The sequence below is a fragment of the Providencia vermicola genome, assembly GCF_020381325.1.
GTDB lineage: Bacteria > Pseudomonadota > Gammaproteobacteria > Enterobacterales > Enterobacteriaceae > Providencia > Providencia vermicola.
The window spans coordinates 273,320-294,399 of the sequence record NZ_JAGSPI010000007.1 but is presented as its reverse complement, the minus strand read 5'-3'; the positions used below and the strand labels follow the sequence as shown (position 1 = coordinate 294,399).

General features: G+C 41.8%; 22 protein-coding genes. 3 read left to right on the top strand and 19 right to left on the bottom strand.

Annotated features, from left to right (window positions below; genetic code table 11):
- Positions 1–55: 55 nt before the first annotated feature.
- From proX to nrdH, 7 genes are all read right to left on the bottom strand, one after another.
- A complete protein-coding gene (gene proX / locus KDJ85_RS12515; protein ID WP_225819933.1) occupies positions 56–1,051 on the bottom strand; it encodes a glycine betaine/L-proline ABC transporter substrate-binding protein ProX in 996 nt (331 codons plus the stop codon).
- Positions 1,052–1,155: 104 nt separating this feature from the next.
- Positions 1,156–2,316, bottom strand: coding sequence for a glycine betaine/L-proline ABC transporter permease ProW (proW, locus tag KDJ85_RS12510; protein WP_225819932.1), 1,161 nt, complete (start codon positions 2,314–2,316; stop codon positions 1,156–1,158).
- Complete coding sequence (gene proV, locus KDJ85_RS12505; protein WP_225819931.1) at positions 2,309–3,508, bottom strand: glycine betaine/L-proline ABC transporter ATP-binding protein ProV; 1,200 nt, start codon at positions 3,506–3,508, stop codon at positions 2,309–2,311. Before proV ends, proW begins: the two co-directional genes overlap by 8 nt.
- Before the next feature lie 727 nt (positions 3,509–4,235).
- Complete coding sequence (gene nrdF / locus KDJ85_RS12500) at positions 4,236–5,207, bottom strand: class 1b ribonucleoside-diphosphate reductase subunit beta (RefSeq protein ID WP_225819930.1); 972 nt, start codon at positions 5,205–5,207, stop codon at positions 4,236–4,238.
- Between the two features lie 13 nt (positions 5,208–5,220).
- Positions 5,221–7,353 (bottom strand): class 1b ribonucleoside-diphosphate reductase subunit alpha, encoded by a 2,133-nt coding sequence (nrdE, locus tag KDJ85_RS12495; RefSeq protein ID WP_225819958.1) that lies wholly within the window; start codon positions 7,351–7,353, stop codon positions 5,221–5,223.
- A complete protein-coding gene (nrdI, locus tag KDJ85_RS12490; RefSeq protein ID WP_225819929.1) occupies positions 7,353–7,778 on the bottom strand; it encodes a class Ib ribonucleoside-diphosphate reductase assembly flavoprotein NrdI in 426 nt (141 codons plus the stop codon). The genes nrdE and nrdI overlap by 1 nt, the downstream gene beginning before the upstream one ends.
- 8 nt (positions 7,779–7,786) lie before the next feature.
- Positions 7,787–8,014 carry a glutaredoxin-like protein NrdH gene (gene nrdH, locus KDJ85_RS12485; RefSeq protein ID WP_225819928.1) on the bottom strand — a complete coding sequence of 76 codons (228 nt, stop codon included), beginning with the start codon at positions 8,012–8,014 and terminating at the stop codon, positions 7,787–7,789.
- A gap of 283 nt (positions 8,015–8,297) precedes the next feature.
- On the opposite strand from nrdH, the gene KDJ85_RS12480 reads away from it, so the two are divergent.
- Together KDJ85_RS12480 and cspE are read left to right on the top strand one after the other, a co-directional pair.
- Positions 8,298–8,756 (top strand): methylated-DNA--[protein]-cysteine S-methyltransferase, encoded by a 459-nt coding sequence (locus KDJ85_RS12480; RefSeq protein ID WP_206085252.1) that lies wholly within the window; start codon positions 8,298–8,300, stop codon positions 8,754–8,756.
- A gap of 217 nt (positions 8,757–8,973) precedes the next feature.
- A complete protein-coding gene (gene cspE / locus KDJ85_RS12475) occupies positions 8,974–9,183 on the top strand; it encodes a transcription antiterminator/RNA stability regulator CspE (RefSeq protein WP_014657708.1) in 210 nt (69 codons plus the stop codon).
- Between the two features lie 150 nt (positions 9,184–9,333).
- On the opposite strand, the gene lipA is transcribed toward cspE, so the two are convergent.
- The 9 genes from lipA to rsfS form a co-directional block, all read right to left on the bottom strand.
- Complete coding sequence (lipA, locus tag KDJ85_RS12470; protein WP_206085254.1) at positions 9,334–10,299, bottom strand: lipoyl synthase; 966 nt, start codon at positions 10,297–10,299, stop codon at positions 9,334–9,336.
- A 123-nt stretch (positions 10,300–10,422) separates the two neighbouring features.
- A complete protein-coding gene (lipB, locus tag KDJ85_RS12465; protein ID WP_263974620.1) occupies positions 10,423–10,986 on the bottom strand; it encodes a lipoyl(octanoyl) transferase LipB in 564 nt (187 codons plus the stop codon).
- Positions 10,987–11,204: 218 nt separating this feature from the next.
- Positions 11,205–11,468, bottom strand: a complete 264-nt coding sequence (gene ybeD / locus KDJ85_RS12460; protein ID WP_047756149.1) for a DUF493 family protein YbeD — start codon at positions 11,466–11,468, stop codon at positions 11,205–11,207.
- Positions 11,469–11,604: 136 nt separating this feature from the next.
- Entirely contained in the window at positions 11,605–12,816 is a 1,212-nt protein-coding gene (gene dacA, locus KDJ85_RS12455; RefSeq protein ID WP_206085256.1) for a D-alanyl-D-alanine carboxypeptidase DacA, read from the bottom strand.
- 167 nt (positions 12,817–12,983) lie between these two features.
- Positions 12,984–13,961 carry an endolytic peptidoglycan transglycosylase RlpA gene (gene rlpA / locus KDJ85_RS12450; RefSeq protein ID WP_225819926.1) on the bottom strand — a complete coding sequence of 326 codons (978 nt, stop codon included), beginning with the start codon at positions 13,959–13,961 and terminating at the stop codon, positions 12,984–12,986.
- 13 nt (positions 13,962–13,974) lie between these two features.
- Positions 13,975–15,087, bottom strand: a complete 1,113-nt coding sequence (gene mrdB / locus KDJ85_RS12445) for a peptidoglycan glycosyltransferase MrdB (RefSeq protein ID WP_225819925.1) — start codon at positions 15,085–15,087, stop codon at positions 13,975–13,977.
- 39 nt (positions 15,088–15,126) lie between these two features.
- The gene (gene mrdA, locus KDJ85_RS12440; RefSeq protein ID WP_225819924.1) at positions 15,127–17,016 is read right to left on the bottom strand and encodes a peptidoglycan DD-transpeptidase MrdA; all 1,890 of its coding nucleotides are present in this window, start codon (positions 17,014–17,016) and stop codon (positions 15,127–15,129) included.
- A 32-nt stretch (positions 17,017–17,048) separates the two neighbouring features.
- A complete protein-coding gene (rlmH, locus tag KDJ85_RS12435) occupies positions 17,049–17,519 on the bottom strand; it encodes a 23S rRNA (pseudouridine(1915)-N(3))-methyltransferase RlmH (RefSeq protein ID WP_206085260.1) in 471 nt (156 codons plus the stop codon).
- Between the two features lie 2 nt (positions 17,520–17,521).
- Positions 17,522–17,848 (bottom strand): ribosome silencing factor, encoded by a 327-nt coding sequence (gene rsfS, locus KDJ85_RS12430; protein ID WP_206085261.1) that lies wholly within the window; start codon positions 17,846–17,848, stop codon positions 17,522–17,524.
- Between the two features lie 266 nt (positions 17,849–18,114).
- Here rsfS and KDJ85_RS12425 point away from each other — a divergent pair, with 266 nt between their 5' ends.
- Positions 18,115–18,840 (top strand): DUF1722 domain-containing protein, encoded by a 726-nt coding sequence (locus KDJ85_RS12425; protein ID WP_225819923.1) that lies wholly within the window; start codon positions 18,115–18,117, stop codon positions 18,838–18,840.
- On the opposite strand, the gene nadD is transcribed toward KDJ85_RS12425, so the two are convergent.
- The 3 genes from nadD to lptE are packed head-to-tail and all read right to left on the bottom strand — an operon-like array spanning position 18,828 to position 21,065.
- Complete coding sequence (gene nadD, locus KDJ85_RS12420) at positions 18,828–19,502, bottom strand: nicotinate-nucleotide adenylyltransferase (protein ID WP_225819922.1); 675 nt, start codon at positions 19,500–19,502, stop codon at positions 18,828–18,830. The two genes, KDJ85_RS12425 and nadD, sit on opposite strands and share 13 nt — an antisense overlap.
- Positions 19,495–20,526 (bottom strand): DNA polymerase III subunit delta, encoded by a 1,032-nt coding sequence (gene holA, locus KDJ85_RS12415; RefSeq protein WP_225819921.1) that lies wholly within the window; start codon positions 20,524–20,526, stop codon positions 19,495–19,497. The genes nadD and holA overlap by 8 nt, the downstream gene beginning before the upstream one ends.
- Complete coding sequence (gene lptE / locus KDJ85_RS12410) at positions 20,526–21,065, bottom strand: LPS assembly lipoprotein LptE (RefSeq protein ID WP_225819920.1); 540 nt, start codon at positions 21,063–21,065, stop codon at positions 20,526–20,528. Before lptE ends, holA begins: the two co-directional genes overlap by 1 nt.
- Between the last annotated feature and the right edge of the window lie 15 nt (positions 21,066–21,080).

Below are 21,080 nucleotides of genomic sequence, written 5' to 3'. Positions count from 1 at the left end.
ACAAAAAGCCACCCGATTCTGGGTGGCTTTAGGCATTTTATTGTGTGATTTATGCTTATTTAGCGGCTTCTTTCGCAGTTTTCACCCAGCCATCAAATGTCGATTGGTGAGCTTTTATCCAAGCATTGGTGTGGCGTTGAATATCCGCTTGTGAGGCTTCCCCGTTATGCATTCTTAAATTCTGCGCATTGATATCCGCAATAGGGAGCTTCATCACTTCAAATAATTTTGCTGCTGAAGGGTTATCCGCAGCCCATTTTTTGTTAGCGACGATATGCATGGTATTCGGTGGGAAACCATAATTTTTTCCATTAGGTAGCTTAGTGTCTGTTTTTTCACCGTTTGGCATTGAAGAGAAAGGCACCTCTAGCCAGACCACATCACGACCTGGCTTGAGTACATCACTGATCCAGTAAGGTGTCCATGTATAGTATAAAATAGGCTTACCTTCTTTATATCGGGTAATGGTATCTGCCATCATTGCCGCGTAGTTACCTTGGTTATGATCAACTGTTTTTTCGAGATCATAGGCTTTCAAATGATTATTGATGGCGGCTTCACAACCCCAGCCAGGGTTACAGCCGGTTAAATCGGCTTTACCATTGCCATTTGAATCAAAGAGTTTGGCAATTTTAGGATCTTTGAGTTGTTCAACATTGGTAATATTGTATTTTTCAGCCGTTTTTTTGTCGATGAGGTAGCCTTGAGCCGCATTGACGACATAATTCCCTTGACGATAGAACACGTTATCACCGCCAGCAGCATCATACTGGGCATTATGCAAAGGAACCCAGCTGGTGGCTAAGTATGTTGCATCACCATTCGCAATGGATGCATAAGCTACGTTATAGTCGACCTCTTTGATAGGCTGAACATCATAGCCGAGTTCCTCAAGGGCTTTTGCAACGATCAGTGTTTGGAATGTTTCTTCACTGATTGTACTTTGTACAGGATTAATTTTTATTCCTTTACCAGGCAGGTCGTTAGCGGTTGCCAATGGAACGGTAAATATGGCTGTCAGTGCAGATGCAAGAATGATTTTATGTTTCATTATATTGTTCCCTCTGTTTTATTTCGCAGCGAGCTTGGCTGTAATGGGAAGAGCCAAGTTAAGTGCCAAATGAATGGCACTCAGGTGAATGGAGGATGTTTTGATTAATTGTTTTTTTTGCAAAATGGGCGTACGACCAGTCCTATAGGGCCTTTCTGATACCAACGAGTCGGTGTTTTACCTCGAGTATCTTGTCCTAAAGATTGGGTAAGGCGGTCTAAAATGATAGCGAGGATCACAATACCGACACCCCCGACGGACGCGAGACCCATATCAAGGCGGCCTATACCCCTTAAGACCATTTGGCCTAAGCCCCCGACTGCAATCATTGATGCGATAACCACCATTGACAGCGCTAACATTAAGGTTTGGTTAACTCCAGCCATTATGGTTGGCATAGCGAGTGGTAATTGCACTTTAAACAACATTTGACGAGGGCTTGCACCGAATGATTCGGCGGCTTCAATTAAGTCTGCAGGGACTTGCTTGATCCCTAAAATGGTCAAACGAATGATCGGCGGTAATGCAAATATAATGGTGACGACGACGCCTGGCACATTACCGATACCAAATAACATGACGATCGGCACTAAATAGACGAATGCTGGGGTGGTTTGCATCGCATCAAGTAATGGGCGAATGATTCTGGAGGCTCTATCACTGCGTGCTAGCCAAATTCCCAACGGTAGCCCTATCACAATACAAAACAGCAATGAGGTGAGTACCAGCGATAATGTCACCATCGCTTCCGACCACGCACCAATAGCTCCAATAGCTATCATCGAAACAAAGGTGGCAATTCCCATTGCTCGTCCTGCAAATTGCCAAGCAAGTAATGCAAAAATGATAATGGCTACAGGAGACGGTAGCGAGGTGAGAAATTGTTCAAACCCACTGAGAATAAAATCGATGGGCGCTCGTATTCCTTGAAATACAGGACGGAAGTTGAGAACAACCCAATCGATGGCATGAGCAACCCACGAATCAAGGGGGATAAGCGTATGCTGGAAAGGATCCATAATATTAAACTGATCGGGTACGATACTATCTGTTGGAGCGGCATCAAGCCAATCATTGGATCCTGAATCTGTTGTGGGTGAGCCACCCCATGGATCATCTGAAGCACTTTGGTCTGGTGTGGAGCTTGTTGCCCATGGATCGTCTGATGAGGTTGTTTCAGGCGTCTGTTCTGGCGTTTGCTCAACTTGAGTATCTGCCCATGGATCCTGTTGGTCGATGGTATTTTCTTGATTTTGCTTACTCATTTGGCGTCTCCTTATCCAGTGCTTGTAGTAGCATGCCTTTCGAAATCACCCCTAAATAACGATTTTTTTCGTTGACGACAGGAACCGCACAAGGTGCTTGTGCAATCGTCGAGATGACTTCATTTAAGGAGGTATCACCTTGAATTGGCTCGATATCTGGCAAAATTGCAGCTTCAATTCCTGCTTTGTCGTGTAGCGCTTTTTCTAAGGATTCAATGGATACAACACCTGCAAAAGTATGGCCGCGTGAGAGCAAATAGCCATGGTAGCGGTCTTCATCATTAAGCACTTTTAAAGCTGAACGAGGCCCAAAGCCAGGCGCGATATGCAACAATGCATTAGGGCGTCTTCGCGCTATGTCTTTGGCGCTGAATACTTGGCTAATATCAACCCCTCGGAAGAAAGTTCTGACGTAGTCATTGGCAGGGTTATTCAGTATTTCATCGGGGGTTCCGACTTGAACGACCACGCCACCTTGCATAATGGCAATGCGGTCACCAATTCGCATCGCTTCGTCGAGGTCATGGGAGATAAAAACGATAGTGCGTTGTTTATCACCTTGTAAAGAAAGCAATTCATCTTGCATTTCTGTTCGAATGAGTGGGTCAAGAGCAGAAAAGGCTTCATCCATTAAAAGAATATCAGGGTCATTAGCGAGTGCTCGCGCTAAGCCAATGCGTTGGCGCATCCCACCAGAAAGCTCATCAGGGAATGAGTTAGCCCATTTATCCAAGTTAACTTGATTCAGTGCATCCATTGCTTTTTTATGGCGTTCTTCTTTCGAAATGCCAGAAAGTTCCATACCAAAAGCTGTATTATCAATCACATTCATGTGTGGCATTAATGCAAAGGATTGGAATACCATACTGATTTTAGTTCGACGTACTTCACGCAGCGCTTTGTCGGAAATATTAGAGATATCTTGCCCATCAATCAGCACCTGGCCGCTGGTAGGTTCAATCAGGCGATTGAGGAGGCGCACCAAAGTGGACTTCCCTGAACCCGAAAGCCCCATAACTACGAAGATTTCGCCTTCTTCAATCGCCAGATTCACATCTTGAACACCGACCGTGAGGCCCGTTTTTTCGAAGATAGCATCTTTGTCCATTCCTGATTCTAACAGCTTAAAAGCGGAGTCAGGATTTTCCCCAAATATTTTATATAAATTTTTAACTTCTAATTTTATTGCCATATATTATTTACCCAATTTTCAATCAACAAAAGAGTTGGAGCCCAAATGAATAATGTTGATTCAATGATGATAGTCGAGCCTATTGAGACCTAAACGAAGGCTATCGCTTGAAAATTATTAGGGCAGAAATTCCTATTTTAATTTAATGGGTTTATTCATTATGGTTTAAATTCAAATGCTCCTGATTAGATTATTAGTAAAAATTGCAAGCAATAAACCCTAGCATAATAAAAATGCCTGACAACCCTTGGTTAAGCAGAATTAATCAAAAAAATGAGTGTCAAAAATGCTGAATATCATTCAAATAATCAAAAGAAAATAGCGAATATGAGCAATAATATGAAAATTAATAGAGATAGCTAACTCGCTGGTGAGACAGTATTTATTTTGACAGAATTAAAAATAGGCCAATGAAGTTCAGTGAATTAATGACGATAATTTTTAGACTACAATAATGTAATAATTAGTGAATGAAAATAAATAAGATAAAACGCCATAATCATTAGTTTTGTTAACTTATTTTTGGGTTTTAAAACAGGAAAATGAAAAAAAATGCCAGATTAATTCATTAAAAATGAATAATCGAACAGATATCTCTATAAAAAACGAACTGATTTGAGCGTTTTTTAGTCTAAAAAATACCCTGACAAATAAAGTTGTTATTATTCATTAGGGTATGTTAGGTATTTATGTCTTAAGTTAAATGTAAAATAAATTAATCAATTGATTAAAAGTTCCAGTCATCATCTTCTGTACTGACCGCTTTGCCAATAATATAAGAAGAACCTGAACCTGAGAAGAAATCATGATTTTCATTCGCGTCAGGGGATAGTGCAGATAATATTGCCGCACTCACATCGGTGACTGTATCAGGGAATAAGGCTTCATAGCCTAAATTCATTAAGGCCTTGTTGGCATTATAGTGTAAGAACTTTTTAACATCTTCTGTCCAGCCTACGGGGTCATATAACTCTTGGGTATATTTGACTTCATTTTCATATAAATCGAATAATAATGAGAAAGTAAAATCCTTTATTTCTGATTGTGTTTTTTCATCATAATTCAATAATGATTTTTGGAATTTATAGCCAATATAATAGCCATGAATCGCCTCATCTCGGATAATTAATCGAATTAAGTCAGCCGTATTTGTGAGTTTGCCACGGCTTGACCAATACATAGGTAAATAAAACCCAGAATAGAATAAGAAAGATTCCAAAAAGACACTCGCCACTTTTTTCTTTAATGGATGCGAATCGCAATAATAAGAAAGAATGATTTTAGCTTTATTCTGTAATGCATTATTCTCCTCACTCCAACGAAAAGCTTCATCGACATCGCTGGTGGAACATAAGGTGGAGAAAATAGAACTATAAGAGCGCGCATGTACTGCTTCCATAAAGCTAATATTGGATAAAACGGCTTCTTCGTGGGGCGTTTGTGAGTCAGGCATTAAACAGGGCGCACCAACCGTATTTTGAATGGTGTCAAGCAGTGTTAGGCCAGTAAAGACACGTATAGTCAGCTTTTTTTCTGCTTCAGTAAGGGTATTCCACGATGGAATATCGTTGGATAGCGGGACTTTTTCGGGTAACCAGAAGTTAGAGGTGAGGCGGTTCCAAACCTCAAGGTCTTTATCATCTTGAATGCGATTCCAGTTGATTGCCTTCACTGGGGCTGCGGATGTATTGGTGGTCATATTCTGATTCCTATTACAGAGTGCAAGATACGCAGCCGTCAACTTCAGTACCTTCCAAAGCGGTTTGACGTAATCGTATGTAATACAAAGTTTTTATGCCTTTTTTCCATGCGTATATTTGCGCTCGGTTAATATCTCGCGTTGTGGCATCATCTTTGAAAAAGAGCGTTAACGATAAGCCTTGGTCGACGTGTTGGGTGGCCATGGCATAGGTATCAATAATTTTTTCAGGGCCGATCTGATAGGCATCTTGGTAATACTCAAGATTCTCGTTATCCATAAATGGGGCAGGATAATAGACTCGACCAATCTTTCCTTCTTTACGGATCTCTATACGAGAAACAATCGGATGAATGCTAGATGTGGAATTATTGATATAGGAAATAGACCCAGTGGGGGGAATGGCTTGCAAGTTTTGGTTGTAAATACCATAGGTGATCACTGATTGTCTTAAGGCTTGCCAGTCTTCTCGTGTGGGAATTTCGATACCCGAGCGTCGGAATAATTCCTGCACGGTTTGTGTCTTTGGTAACCAAATATCGTTGATATATTTATCAAAATAGTCACCTGAGCCATAAGTGGAGTGCTCAAAGCCAACAAAGGCGGTTTTGCGCTCAATCGCTAATTGGTTTGATGTTTTTAGGGCGTAATAAGTCACTGTATAAAAATAGATATTGGTAAAATCAAGTGCTTCTTCACTACCATAATGAATATGTTCACGGGCTAAATAGCCATGTAAGTTCATTTGCCCAAGGCCAATAGCATGGGATTGACGGTTTCCTTGTGCAATAGACGGTACAGAACGAATATCGCTCATATCGGATACGGCACTCAGTGCTCTGACAGCAGCTTCGATGGAGCGTGCAAAGTTTGGTGAATCCATGGTTTTGGCAATATTCATAGAGCCTAAATTGCAGCTGATATCTTTACCAATTTCTTGGTAACTTAAATCCTCTTCATACAGGCTAGGGTGATTAACTTGCAGAATTTCTGAGCACAGGTTGCTCATATTAATTCGCCCTGAAATAGGATTGGCTCTATTGGCGGTATCTTCAAATAAAATATATGGGTAGCCCGATTCAAATTGAATTTCAGCTAAAGTTTGGAAAAATTCCCGGGCATTAATTTTGTATTTTTTTATTGCCTTGTTATTCACCATTTCAGCGTATTTTTCAGAGACGCTAATTTCAGACATGGGAACGCCATAAACACGTTGTACATCGTAAGGTGAGAATAAGTACATATCTTCGTTATTTTTGGCTAACTGAAAAGTAATGTCTGGGATCACCACGCCAAGGGATAAGGTTTTTATGCGTATTTTCTCATCTGCATTTTCCCGTTTTGTATCGAGAAAACGCATAATATCAGGGTGATGTGCATGCAAATACACGGCTCCAGCACCTTGACGAGCGCCCAATTGATTCGCGTAGGAAAAGGCGTCTTCCAACATTTTCATCACAGGAACTACACCAGAAGATTGGTTTTCAATCAATTTTATTGGGGCGCCTTGTTCGCGTAAGTTGGTCATCATAAAGGCAACTCCACCACCCCGTTTGGATAGCTGGAGTGCGGAATTAACAGAACGCCCGATGGACTCCATATTGTCTTCTATACGCAATAGAAAACAGGATATTAATTCGCCTCGCTGCTTTTTCCCACAATTGAGAAATGTTGGCGTAGCGGGTTGGAAACGGCCTGTAATAATTTCATCGACATACAATTTAGCCAGTGATTCTGAGCCTTGTGCTAAAGTTAATGCCACCATGCAAACTCGGTCTTCATAGCGTTCTAAATAGCGCTTTCCATCAAAAGTTTTCAGCGTATAGCTGGTGTAGTATTTGAATGCGCCAAGAAAGGTTTGGAAACGAAATTTATGTGCATAGGCTTGCTGAAACAGTGACTTAATAAAGTCAAAACGGTATTGCTGCAATATATCGTTTTCGTAGTAATTTTCTTGAACAAGAAAATCTAATTTTTCTTTTAAATCATGGAAAAATACAGTGTTTTGATTAACATGATGACGGAAATAATGGTGTGCAGCTTCTTTATCTTTATCAAACTGAATATGACCTTCGCTGTTATATAAATTCAGCATGGCATTCAGGGCATGGTAATCAACTTCAGTATTATTTTGTATTGTATCCATCATGAAAAGCTCTCGTTGTGGGCATGTTGCCAGAACGTTTGTAGGCCATCTTTAACCGACTGAACATCTTTTGCAGTACCTAAGAGTTCAAAGCGGTAGAGGTAAGGCACACGGCATTTTTGTGCGACGATATCCCCCGCAATTGCGTAAGCATCGCCAAAGTTGGTATTCCCCGCAGCAATAACACCACGAATGAATAAACGGTTTTCTTCGATATTTAAAAACTGAATCACTTCTTTTGGCACCGCGCCTTTTGTGCCACCGCCACCGTAGGTTGGAAGCAGTAGAACATAAGGTTTTGTGGCAATAGGGCTCATTTCTTGTGGCCCTATTGGGAGGCGCGTTGCAGGCAAGCCCAATTTTTCAACAAACCGATGGCAATTGCCTGAGCGGCTTGAAAAATAGATGAGTGATTCCGTTTTCATGGGATTTCCTATGCGGCAAGAAGGCTTATCATATCAGGGCGAAAACCAGCCCAATGTTTGTCACCCGCAACAACAACTGGCACCTGTTGGTAACCTAATTTTTTAACTAATTCAAGTGCTTGAGTGTCTTTTGTTAAGTCAATTATCTGGTAAGCGATTTGCTTGCGGTCTAAGGCTTGATAGGTGGCATTACATTGAACGCAGTTGGGCTTACTATAAATGGTAATCTTATTCATCATATTCACCTTTTAAATTTCTAAGAGCATCTTGGCATGTGATACTTAAAGACTATATATAGATTGAAAATTTATCAACCACACAATATATAGTGAATAGTGAATATTGAATGATAATTATTCTAATTATCTGCTAGGTTGTTATTTATATTGAAAATAAAAAAAATGGGGCATTCGATGATTCCGTTTGCCACACTAAGAAAAAATAGCATTGCAATGTAGAAATAATTTACTCTATAACTGTATATACAATCAGGTAAATGAATCCTTTTAAGGAGATACTATGTACCATCAATATTTAGCGACACCAGATAAATTTCCTAAGCCGTGGGTCCATATTACGGCGGATGACGAAGGGATCACGAGCCTCTACTTTGTTGATGAAAAAACAGAAAAAGAGAGTAAAAATGAGCATTCCAAACTGTGTGCTAAAGAATTAAAAGAATATTTTAACCACAAAAGAAAAACGTTTACGGTGGCGTTAAACCCCCATGGCACAGAGTTCCAAAAGAAAGTATGGAAGCATCTATGTGGGATCCCTTATGGTGAGCGTTGGAGTTATAAGGATTTAGCGTTGAAGCTAGGTTCTGCCAATTATTGCCGTGCGGTGGGAATGGCAAATTCACGTAATCCCATTTCATTAATCGTGCCCTGTCATCGTGTGCTAGGCCATGATGGTAAGCTAGTGGGATACACGGGGGGATTAGATATTAAAGATTGGCTGCTATTGCATGAGAAGTAAAATCTAAATAATTCGCTATAGGTGACACTATTAGTTGCATTAATTGCTATTGATAAGAATAATTGGCGAAAGTAGAGCGGAAATAACCAATAAATAATATATTTTTATCATTTTAGTTGGTTTTCGTGATCTAGGTTGTAGACAAGTAACTCAGAGATCTGATGTACTGAGCTTGATACAGATGGTGTGTCTATTTTATTTTAAAGGTAATAATTTGATGTCTAAAGTTAAAGGTAACGTTAAGTGGTTCAACGAATCTAAAGGTTTTGGTTTTATCACTCCAGAAGATGGCAGCAAAGATGTTTTTGTTCACTTTTCTGCGATTGCTAGCGAGGGTTTCAAAACCTTAGCGGAAGGCCAGAAAGTTGAATTTGAAATCACTGAAGGTGCTAAAGGCCCATCTGCTGTTAACGTTGTCTCTCTGTAATTTAAACAATTAACAATCAGAAACGAACAGCTGTAAACTCGCTCTAGTTAACTGGAGCGAGTTTTTTTATGGAAAAAATTGAGGAATGATTGGTAATAAAAAACCTGACTCGGTTTCCCAAATCAGGTCTCTAGGTGACTAAATGAATACTTATTTCACTTCTTCGCCTTTAGCTTGCAAGTCAGCATGATAAGAGGAGCGTACAAAAGGCCCACAAGCTGCGTGGGTAAAGCCCATAGCCATCGCTTCTTCTTTCATCTCATCGAACTCTGCAGGGCTTACGTAGCGTTTTACAGGTAAATGGTGACGGCTTGGCTGTAAGTATTGCCCAAGTGTCAGCATAGTTACACCATGGCGACGTAAATCCCGCATAACCTCAATGATTTCAGCATTAGTCTCACCAAGGCCAACCATTAAACCTGATTTTGTTGGGATATCAGGATGAGCTTCTTTGAATTTTTCGAGTAATTTCAGTGACCATTCATAATTTGCACCAGGGCGAACTTGGCGATAAACACGTGGCACGTTTTCAAGGTTGTGGTTAAACACGTCAGGTGGTGTTGCCGTTAAGATTTCTAATGCACGATCCATACGACCACGGAAATCGGGGACTAGGGTTTCGATTTTAATCGATGGGCTTTTCTCGCGAATAGCACTGATACAATCCGCAAAATGTTGTGCGCCACCATCACGTAGATCGTCGCGGTCAACAGAGGTGATCACCACATAACGCAATGCCATGTCTTTGATCGTTTGCGCTAATTTTTCAGGCTCATTTGCATCGGGAGCGTTAGGACGGCCGTGGGCAACATCACAGAATGGACAGCGTCTGGTACAAATAGCCCCTAAGATCATAAAGGTAGCTGTACCATGATTAAAGCATTCAGATAGATTTGGGCAGGAGGCTTCTTCACATACGGAGTGAAGGCCATTTTTGCGCATCGCTGCTTTGATACCTTGTATACGTGTTGAGTCAGCGGGAAGCCGAATTTTCATCCAGTCAGGTTTGCGTAGAATTTCTTCGCGTTCAGTCACCACATTTTTGACAGGGATCAGCGCCATTTTGTCGGCGTCACGATATTTAATTCCGCGTTCTATCTGAATTGGTTTACTCATAATATGACGGTTCCAGTTATCTTTTATGCTGATGGATAAGTTCTAATTCTAAACAAAATACAGGGAGCGCCGTAACTCACCCATTAAAAAATTTTTTAAAAATGTTAAAAAATTATAGCATTATTATTGAACAATATGAAATCCCAGTGTGTCACAGAATTGGCTAATTAGCACAGGCTGAACATCAGATAATGACACTTTGGGGGCGAGATCACAGACTTGAGTCATTCTCAACTCACTGTAACCACACGGGTTTATACGGTTAAACGGCTCAAGATCCATATCAATATTTAATGCTAACCCGTGGAATGAGCAACCTTGGCGAATACGTAATCCAAGAGAGCAAATTTTTTCCCCATTAACATAAACACCAGGGGCATCAGGGCGAGGGTAAGCTTCAATATTAAAATGGGCTAGGGTATTTACCACTGTGTTTTCCAGTGCGGTGACGAGTTCACGCACGCCAATTTTATTACGCTTTAAATCAAGCATGACATACATGACTTGCTGGCCAGGGCCATGATAGGTGACTTGGCCGCCTCTATCGCTTTGAATAACAGGGATATCTCCAGGAGCTAAAACATGTTCAGCTTTCCCTGCTTGCCCCTGAGTGAAAACACGCGGGTGCTCAACAAGCCAAATTTCATCAAGGGTTTTTGCGGTGCGACACTCAGTAAATTGGTGCATGGCATCAGAAACCGTTTGATAAGGTGCATGGCCAAGTTGGCGAATGATGATGCTTCTGTCTGACAAAATTTTGTGTCCAACGGTTCAAATGAGGGCAGTATAACTCCGCAAAAAGTATATCTCCAGTTTGCTTTGTTATTAATTTGTTATTTATCTACCCCATAAAACAAAAAAGCCGAACAGCAGTCACACTATTCGGCTTTTCAGTTAAGCGTTCATTAAAGAACAACTTTCACTAATTCTAATGCACCTAATTCACTATACAAGGTTTCAACTTGTTCAATATGGGTGGCATTAATGGTAATCGACACTGAGTGATAATTACCTTTGCTGCTTGGTTTGACGTCAGGGGCATAATCACCCGGTGCGTGGCGTTGAACCACTTCAATCACTTGATCAACCAGTTCAGGCTGTGCCAAGCCCATTACTTTGTAAGTTAATGGACATGGGAACTCAAGCAGTTCACCTAATTTCGTTTTCATGGGCACTCCTAATTTTTTAAAATTGTGTCGCTGGTTGAAAAAGATTGGCTGGTATCAAACCAGCCAATGAGTTGTCTTCATCCAACAAACATATTGATACTTACTATATGGGGATGACTTATTTTCGTTTCAAGGGTTAGCCGAACCAGCGATGGAATAACAGTTTAATATAGTCGATTAAGCGACTGAAAAAACCACCTTCTTCAACATCTTTCAGCACCGCTAATGGGTGTTGCTCGATAGTTTTGCCATCTAGTTGGAAGCTAATTGTTCCCACTTGCTGGCCCTTTGTTAATGGGGCCTGCAGCTCTGTAGTGGATAATTCATAGCTGGCTTTTAAGTCTTTTAAACGACCACGCGGTATGGTCAGGTAGAGGTCTTCGACAACACCCAGTTTGACCTCGTTTTCATCGCCAAACCAGACGGGGGCACTGGCAAAATCGACCCCTGCTTGCAATGGTTTTACTGTTTCATAGAAACGGAAGCCATAAGTTAATAATTTTTTACTTTCTGCATCACGACCTTTGCTACTTTTGCCGCCCATAACGACAGAAATTAAACGCATGTCACCTTCAGTTGCTGAGGCAACTAGGTTGTACCCTGCAGCATTCGTGTGACCTGTTTTGATCCCATCAACTGCGAGGCTCTTATCCCATAACAAGCCATTACGGTTTGTTTGGCGGATATTATTGAAGGTAAACTCTTTTTCTTTGTAGATAGCATATTCTTCAGGGACGTCACGTACGAGTGCTTGGCCAATCAGAGCCATATCTCGTGCTGAACTATACTGTCCATCGGCATCCAAACCATGAACCGTTTGGAAATGGGTATTTTTCAAGCCCAGCTTATTCACATAGCCATTCATTAGCTGAACGAAATTGGTCTGATCACCCGCGATATGATCCGCCATCGCGACACAGGCATCGTTACCTGATTGCAGGTTAATACCGCGAGTTAACTGAGAAACACTGACGCGATCACCTGGTTTTAAAAACATCAGTGAGGAGCCTTTAAAGACAGGATTTCCAGTTGCCCATGCATCTTCACCTACCGTGACCATGTCATTTGCACCAATTTTACCTGATTTAATCGCTTGACCAATCACGTAGCTCGTCATCATTTTGGTTAAACTAGCAGGATCACGGCGCTGATCTGCATTACTTTCAGCGAGGACTTTTCCTGAATTATAATCAATCAGAATATAAGCTTCTGCATCAATTGGTGGTGCCGCAGGAATTGAGGTATTTGGAAAAGTTTCATTAGCAGTTGCAATATTGGCAGTCAAAAGCAGCAGTGCAGAACCCAGCACTGTGTGACGCACAATACGTGATGGAGCGACATTATTCATGGTTGTACCATTACATCCGAAATTCGGTTAACACAAGGAGGCGCAGTGTAGCAAAAGAGAGTATGAACAAAAAAGCCCCTTTTACATTGCGCCAATCATTTTATTGCATTTTATCTTTTTCATATGTGAAGTGGTGTTATCTCTTTCCTCTTCACATATTTGAAGCCTTAAGGTGCGACAACCATCGAAGCTTGGTTGCGTTCGGACTGCAAACGTCCTTGAACCTCAACAGCTTGCTGCCTTGTAGTAAATGGCCCTAATTGTACGCGGTAAATTCCATTGTAAGGTTGGAGACGACCAGGCACATTAAACTGGGTTTTTAATTCATTTAGCATCGATTGTGCATTGGTTTGGCTGCTAATTGCCCCTGCTTGAACTAGAAAGCCGCGTTCAGGTACCGCTTCCTCACTCGCAGCTTGAGGCGCAGGTGTAGGCGTTGGTGTTTGCAGGCTCATGTCAGGCATGGTGGGCTGCATTGGCTCTTTAGGTTGTTGAACAGGTAGTGTATTTTCTGGCGTTGGTAAATTTTCCATTACAGGTGTGCCCATTGGGCCTGAACCTAATTGTGGACGTCCTGGCAGGGCATAGCTCTGTTTGACAAAGTTGGAGCCAACGGTACCAGCACCAGATAAACTGCCATCTTGTGCAACTGAAATGGCATCAATTTTGATTTTTGTTGTCGGCATTAAATTTAAGCGATCTGCCGTTGCGCGGGAAACTGCAATACTTTTACCAGGGACGTAAGGGCCACGGTCATTAACACGAACGACCATCATACGGCCATTCATCATATTGGTAATGCGAACATAGCTTGGGATTGGTAATGTAGGATGTGCAGCCGTTAATTCAACGGGGTTTACGCGCTCACCAATTGCAGTCATATTGCCAGTTGATTCAGCACCGTAAATTGATGCATAACCCACTTGTGAAAACTGAGCTGGATCGCGAACAATTTGATATTGTTGCCCATTACGGGAATAGTCGGTATTTGCCGTCGGATGATATGGCTCATAATGAGGCTCTGCGCCTAATACATCTTGTGTTGGCACATTAGTGGGCACTTTCGGTGCCTGCTTAACGTCTTCTGTCACACAGCCACTGAGTAGCGCGGCAGTGATGCCAAGCATTATCCATTGTAAACGCATACTAAGCCTCATTTTATAAACTTTTGGATAGAAATTTTCGGTGTGTATGTATCGACATGATAATACCGAACCCAGCCATTAATACAATTAAGGCAGACCCCCCATAACTCACCAAGGGGAGGGGAACGCCAACAACGGGTAATATACCACTTACCATGCCGATATTAACAAATACATAAACAAAAAGGATTAAGATCAAACCGCCAACCATCACTCGGCCAAACGTATTCTGTGCACTCGCGGCGATATACAGCCCACGAATAATCAGCAGTATATAGAGCCCTAAAAGAATAAGAACACCAACCAAACCCAATTCTTCTGCGAGTACAGCAAAAATAAAGTCGGTATGCCTTTCGGGTAAGAACTCCAGTTGAGATTGCGTTCCATGTAACCAACCTTTGCCCATGAGCCCACCAGAGCCAATGGCGATTTTAGATTGAATGATATGGTAGCCAGCGCCTAACGGGTCTGTTTCAGGATCGAGTAGCATCATCACTCGAGCTCTTTGATAACCATGCATCAAGAAGAACCATAACAGCGGAATAAAGGCGGCAAGTGCGATGCCTGCAACGGCGATAAGCCGCCAGCTCATCCCTGCAAGAAAGAGAACAAACAGCCCTGAAGCCGCGACTAAAATAGAGGTTCCAAGATCAGGTTGTGCGGCAACGAGTAGTGTTGGAACAAAAATCAGTACTAAGGCAATCAGCGTATTTTTAAATGAAGGTGGGCATGAATCACGGTTCATATAGCGCGCTACCATCAGAGGAACGGCTATTTTGGCGATTTCAGATGGCTGAAAACGAACAAAGCCTAAATCTAACCAACGTTGAGCCCCTTTACTTATTTGCCCGAACACATCTACAAAAATCAGTAAAATTACGCAAAAAATAAATAAGTGCGGCGCCCAACTTTCATACATCCGAGGTGGAATTTGTGCCATTACAATCATGACAATAAAACCTGTGGCGATTTGCCCAAGTTTTCTTTCCATCATTTCAGGGTCTTGCCCACTAGCGCTCCACATGATAAACGCACTGTAAGCAAGTAATGCAATAATGATCAATAACATAGGTACATCTATGTGCAGACGCGTTGATAATGAATTTTTTCTCTTATCGTCAGTCATAATCTTTATTGCTCATAAAAAAGGTTCTTAAAACACGCATTAGCGATCTTCCCCCACACCAGCTGCTGATGAGACAACTTCAGTTCGGTTATCGCCAAGCAGGACATGGTCAAATATTTGGCGAACAATATCACCAACTGCTGGACCTGCACCGCCGTTTTCTAAAATAATCGCGACAGCAATTGTTGGCTTATCATAAGGTGCATAAGCAATCATTAATTTGTGGTCACGTAAATGTTCTGCCAATTTACTCGCATTATAGGTTTCATAGCTGAAAACCTGTGCTGTTCCTGATTTGGCAGCCACTTTATAGGGGGTACCAATAAAGCTGCGTCGACCCGTACCGTTCGGCGCATTTGCGACACCATACATACCGTGTTTAGCCAGTTCCCAATATCCCGAATGAATGTCGCCAATTTGCTTGGTTTCCTTATCTTCATAAGGCACCATTGCGTTACCTAGTTTCGTGCCATACAGCAGGTGAGGGGTTTTGACTTGGCCATCATTGATTAACGTCATCAATGCTTTAGACATTTGGATTGGCGTTGCTGTCCAGTAGCCTTGTCCTATTCCAACAGGAATTGTATCCCCTTGATACCAGGGTTTTTTATAACGCTTTTGTTTCCATTCTCGGGTTGGCATGATGCCTGAACGTTCTTCCGCAAGGTCAATGCCTGTATATTCTCCGAAACCAAAACGTGTCATCCACGCAGAGAGACGGTCTATCCCCATATCATAAGCGACTTGATAGAAGAAAGTATCCGCTGATTCAACAATAGATTTAACGACATTTAATTTACCGTGCCCCCAACGTTTCCAGTCACGGTAACGTTTTTCTGAGCCAGGAAGTTGCCACCAACCAGGGTCAAAAATGGTGGTATTCGGTGTGATCACTTTTTCGCTTAGGGCAGCAACCGAAATAAATGGTTTTACCGTTGATGCAGGAGGATAGAGCCCCTGAGTGGTGCGGTTAATAAGCGGTCTATCTGGGTTATTTAGCAACGCCTGATAATCTTTGTTCGAGATACCATTAACAAACAAGTTTGAGTCATAACTTGGGTTTGATACCAAAGCCAGTATTTCTCCATTGCGAGGGTCGGTTACGACGACAGCGGCACGGCTGGTGGTTAATAGTTTTTCGATATAAATTTGCAGCTCTAGGTCGATAGTGAGATAAATATCACGCCCTGCTTGAGGTGGTTGCTCGTGTAATTGGCGGATCACGCGACCGCGGCTATTGACCTCGACCTCTTCATAGCCTGTTTTACCGTGCAAGATATCTTCATAAAAGCGTTCAATGCCTAATTTTCCAATATCGTGGCTTGCAGCATAATTTGGCAATACACCTTCTTTATCCAAGCGTTCTACGTCTTTATCGTTAATTTTTGCGACATAGCCAATCACGTGAGTTAATGCGGATCCATAAGGGTAAGAACGGCGCTGGTAGCTTTTGACTTCTAAACCAGGAAAGCGGTATTGATTAACTGCAAAGCGCGCTACTTGTACTTCATTAAGTTGAGTTTTCAGTGCAATAGAGGTAAAACGGCGCGAACGTTTACGCTCTTTTTCAAAGTTGGTGATATCTTCATCGGTTAAATCGACGACATTGCGTAATTTTTCCAGCGTTTCTTTTAAATCATCGACTTTTTCAGGGATGATTTCTAGCTGATAGAATGTGCTGTTAAGCGCAAGTTGTGTTCCACGTCGGTCATAAATAATCCCGCGGCTTGGCGCAATAGGGACTAATTTGATTCGGTTATCATTTGAACGAGTTTGATAATCTTCATGACGAACAATTTGCAGATGATACAAATTGGTGACAAGAATGGCAGTCAAAATAACAATCACGCCAAAGGCAATAAGCGCTCGGCGAATAAATAAGACAGATTCAGCGGTATGGTCGCGAAAAGGGGTGCGTTGTGTTTTCATCCCATTGCCATTTTGAACATATTCAAACCTGACTATTCCCGGTGGTAAGGGTGGTTAGTCGTAATACTCCATGCCCGATAAAGACTTTCGGCAACAAGGACTCGAACTAAAGGGTGCGGTAGCGTAAGTGGTGACAATGACCAACTTTGCTCCGCTGCTTCTTTGCAAGCAGGGGCAAGGCCTTCGGGGCCACCAATCAACAAGCTGACATTTCGACCATCTTGTTTCCATTTATCAAGTTGGACAGCAAGTTTGGGCGTGTCCCAGCGGTCACCTGGAATATCCAGTGTGACAATTCGATTACCTTTCCCTACTGCGGCAAGCATTAACTCGCCTTCTTTTTCCAAAATACGCTTGATATCAGCATTTTTTCCACGTTTTCCTGCTGGAATTTCCGTTAGTTCAAACGGCATATCTTTAGGAAATCGGTGGAGATAATCCATAAAGCCGGTCTGAACCCAGTCCGGCATTTTTGTTCCAACGGCGATGAGCTGTAATTTCAACCTCAGCTCCAGAGTTTTTCTAATTCATACATACGGCGACTTTCATCTTGCATGATGTGAACGATGGCATCGCCAAGATCAACAACAATCCAATCAGAAATTCCTTGCCCTTCAACACCTAACGGCATTAACCCGTTTTTACGGCAAGCATCAATCAACCTGTCAGCAACGGACATTAAATGGCGGCTTGAGGTTCCTGTACAAATGATCATCTGATCGGTAATACTTGATTTCCCTTGAACATCGATAGTGATGATATCTTCGGCTTTCGCATCATCGAGACTTTCGATAATAAATTTTTGGAGTTCAGTTCCTTGCAAAAGGTTCACCTTTTATTCAAACAAACAGAATATGATGTTAAATACTGTTTGTAGTTTATAGACAAATAGTTTGCTGCCAATAAACGAATTAGACTCATTTTCAGCAGAGTCATTTTACCCTAGATTTTAAGAAAAATCGGCTAAATTCTTTTTTATTCATTTTGAAGTGAAATTTATAGGGATATCTGCTCATTTGGGCAAGAAGTTTGTGTTAACTTTACAAAATAACAAAAGAAATTTTACCCTAACAAATATTTTAGAATGGGATGAACAGAGTGCAAATAATTAAGCCCCAAGTTTTTATTTTTGAAGGGATTAATCACCTCCCGATAGAAATACAGGATGACATCGCTCCTATTGTGGAATCCATAACTAATCTATCGAGTGTTTCTTGTACAGTGGGGGCGCTGGGAGTGGTCTGTTCATTATCGAATCTATCCGAATTAGTCGGGTTATTTCCTGCGAATATACCTATTTTAACGGGAGATAAATTGCAAGATATAGACTATTGGGATGCTTTTTTAACGCAATTGTATACCTTGCAACGGCTTGAATATTTGCAACAGCGGTTAACTCATCATGAAATAATTCAATTTCATAGTCGTCATAAATATTTGATTATGGCGTACTCCCCTGTGGGGTATCAATTAACAGGCCGCCTAGTGGCGACTATTCGTAAAGGCAGTAATTTGACGTTATTTTTTAATCAATATAAAGCGTGCTTAATGGAAATATTTGCAACCGTAGCGCCTAAAAATATTCAAGTAAATGCACTTAGCCATATGCAAGGCTATTTTAAACATAAAGCAACGCAAGACGAGAAAAAACGATTGTTGTGGTTAATCAATGATTATCGAGAAGGTCATTTGCCCATTAATCGGCCATTAATGATGATGCAGCAATTGTTACAGCAATATCCCGATGACTATCTTAAGGAACAATATTTCTTTGCGCCATACCCTAACTGTAATGTATTAAGAGAAAGGCCTTATCGTTGGTAAAGACCTTGTTGGTGAATATACTGTAAAACAGCTTCAGGAATTAAATCACGGCAGCTATCACCTGCAATTAATTTTTGGCGTATCTCTGTAGCGGAAATATTAATAAGAGGTGTATCCCCTAAAAAAATATAACCGTGGGGTGTACTGCGCAATTTTTCAGGCTGGGCTGTTTTATGTTGTGAAAGCCACGCTTGCATTTTCGGGTCAGTAAATTGTGTTGCATACCCTGGGCGTGAACAAACCAATAAATGGCAGTTATCTAATATTTTATCCCACCCGTACCAGGTATTAATGGAAAGCAACGAGTCTTGCCCAATAATAAACGCTAAAGGTTGCGTCGAGCCCCTTTCTTGGCGTAACTCTGTCAGTGTTTCAATGGTATAAGATGGCGAATTTTTTTCGAGTTCCCGTGTATCAATAGTAAATAACGGATTACCTTGAATGGCTAATTTTACCATTTCTAATCGTTGGGATGGGCTTGCTTCAGGCTGCGGGCGATGAGGCGGAACGTGGTTTGGTAGCAAAAGAACCTTTTGTAACCCAACTTGCTTTGCGAGTGCTTGAACAGGGCGCAAATGACCATAGTGGATTGGGTCGAATGTTCCGCCAAATAAGGCTTGCAGACCCGTATTCTTTTTTTGAAAAGCGCGCTGATTAACCATGAATAAAATTCTCTGCAAATGATTTGCCACATAGCAACATAGACAGGGATTGAAGATCGGGCCATGCAGAATGGCTAAAGTCTTGTTTAATGTGAATTTCTGCTTGAGTTAATAACATGAGTGCAGATTGTAATTGATGCAAACTTAAACGCTGCAAGGCTTCAGTCATCACGCCACGGCGGTTCTGCCAGACCTTGTGTTGGTCAAATAAGATTTTTAAAGATGTAGTCGCTGATTGGCGTTTTAAGGTGATCAACAGCATTAGTTCTCGTTGGATTGAGCGCAATAAAATAACAGGCTCAACATCTTCATGTTGAAGTTGCTCAAGAATATGCCATGAGCGGCGAGATTTCCCCGCTAATAGGGCATCAACCCAATGAAAAGGGGTGAAATGTGCGGAATCATTCACCGCGCTTTCAACTCGTGGGTAGGTCAATTTGCCATCGGGGTAGAGTAATGAAAGTCGTTCAAGAGCTTGAGCTAACCCCAATAAATTCCCTTCATAACAATAGCAAAGCAATTGGTTCGCTTCAGCTTCGAGGGATAACCGCATATTGTATGCGCGCTTAGACACCCATTGAGGCAAGCGTTGGTATTCAGGCGTTAAACAGCTTACATAAACCGCATCTTGGCTAATAGCTTTAAACCAAGCACTGTTTTCTTGGGCTTTGGTTAACTTATGCCCACGCAGCACCAACAGTAAATCGGCGTGCAATAACTGAGAAAGCTGGTTTAATTTTTCCGCCATTGCCGCATTTGGGCCATTTTCGGGAAGCAGTAAAGTGAGTGTTTGACGGCTGGCGAATAAGCTCAGTGCTTGACACAAGCTAAAAATTTCATCCCAATCCGTGTTTTGCTCAAGGGCGAAAGTAAAATGCTCTTCGAACCCCTGCTCAATAGCAGCTTTACGAATCGCATCCTGACTTTCTTGAAGAAGAAGGGGCTCATTGCCCCAAATTAAATAGCGGCCTCTTAGAGACTCTTGTAACGAAGAGGCCAACTGTTCAGGGTAAATACGCGTCATTATGGTTGCGTGTTAGCTTCAGCGGCTTGAGTTTTTGCTTTTTCAAGTTCAGCTGAGTGAACCAACAGTAACTTGCGAACGATATTGCGTGCCGCCTGCTCTTGCATTTCTTGCTTAACAATCTCTTTTTCCGCATCTTTTGCAAGTGCTTCTAATGGGTTGTCAAAGAAAGTACGTTCTACACGGCTTTGCAGCGGGTATATTGCACCATCTGGCATTAAAACCTGTGCATTCATCGTGAACGTTAATTGTTTCTCAGCAGCTTTACCATCTTGATAAATCGATACTGTTTCAGTGTTTTCACTGGAACTTGTGATTTTCAAAATAGGGACGCTCGCGTTGCCTGTTTCGAGGATCGTCACGTTATTGAGTCGCAATTGTTCCCGAAGGGCACGTGTCAGGTAGCCGTATGGATCGTTCGAACTCAGTTGCAATGTTTTCAATTCTTCAGGAATTTGCGTTGTTCCTTGTAAACGAAAACCGCAACCTGCGGTAACGAGTACCGCAAGACTCAAAAATAAAGTTATTAGATAACGCACCTGGCCTCCTTATCA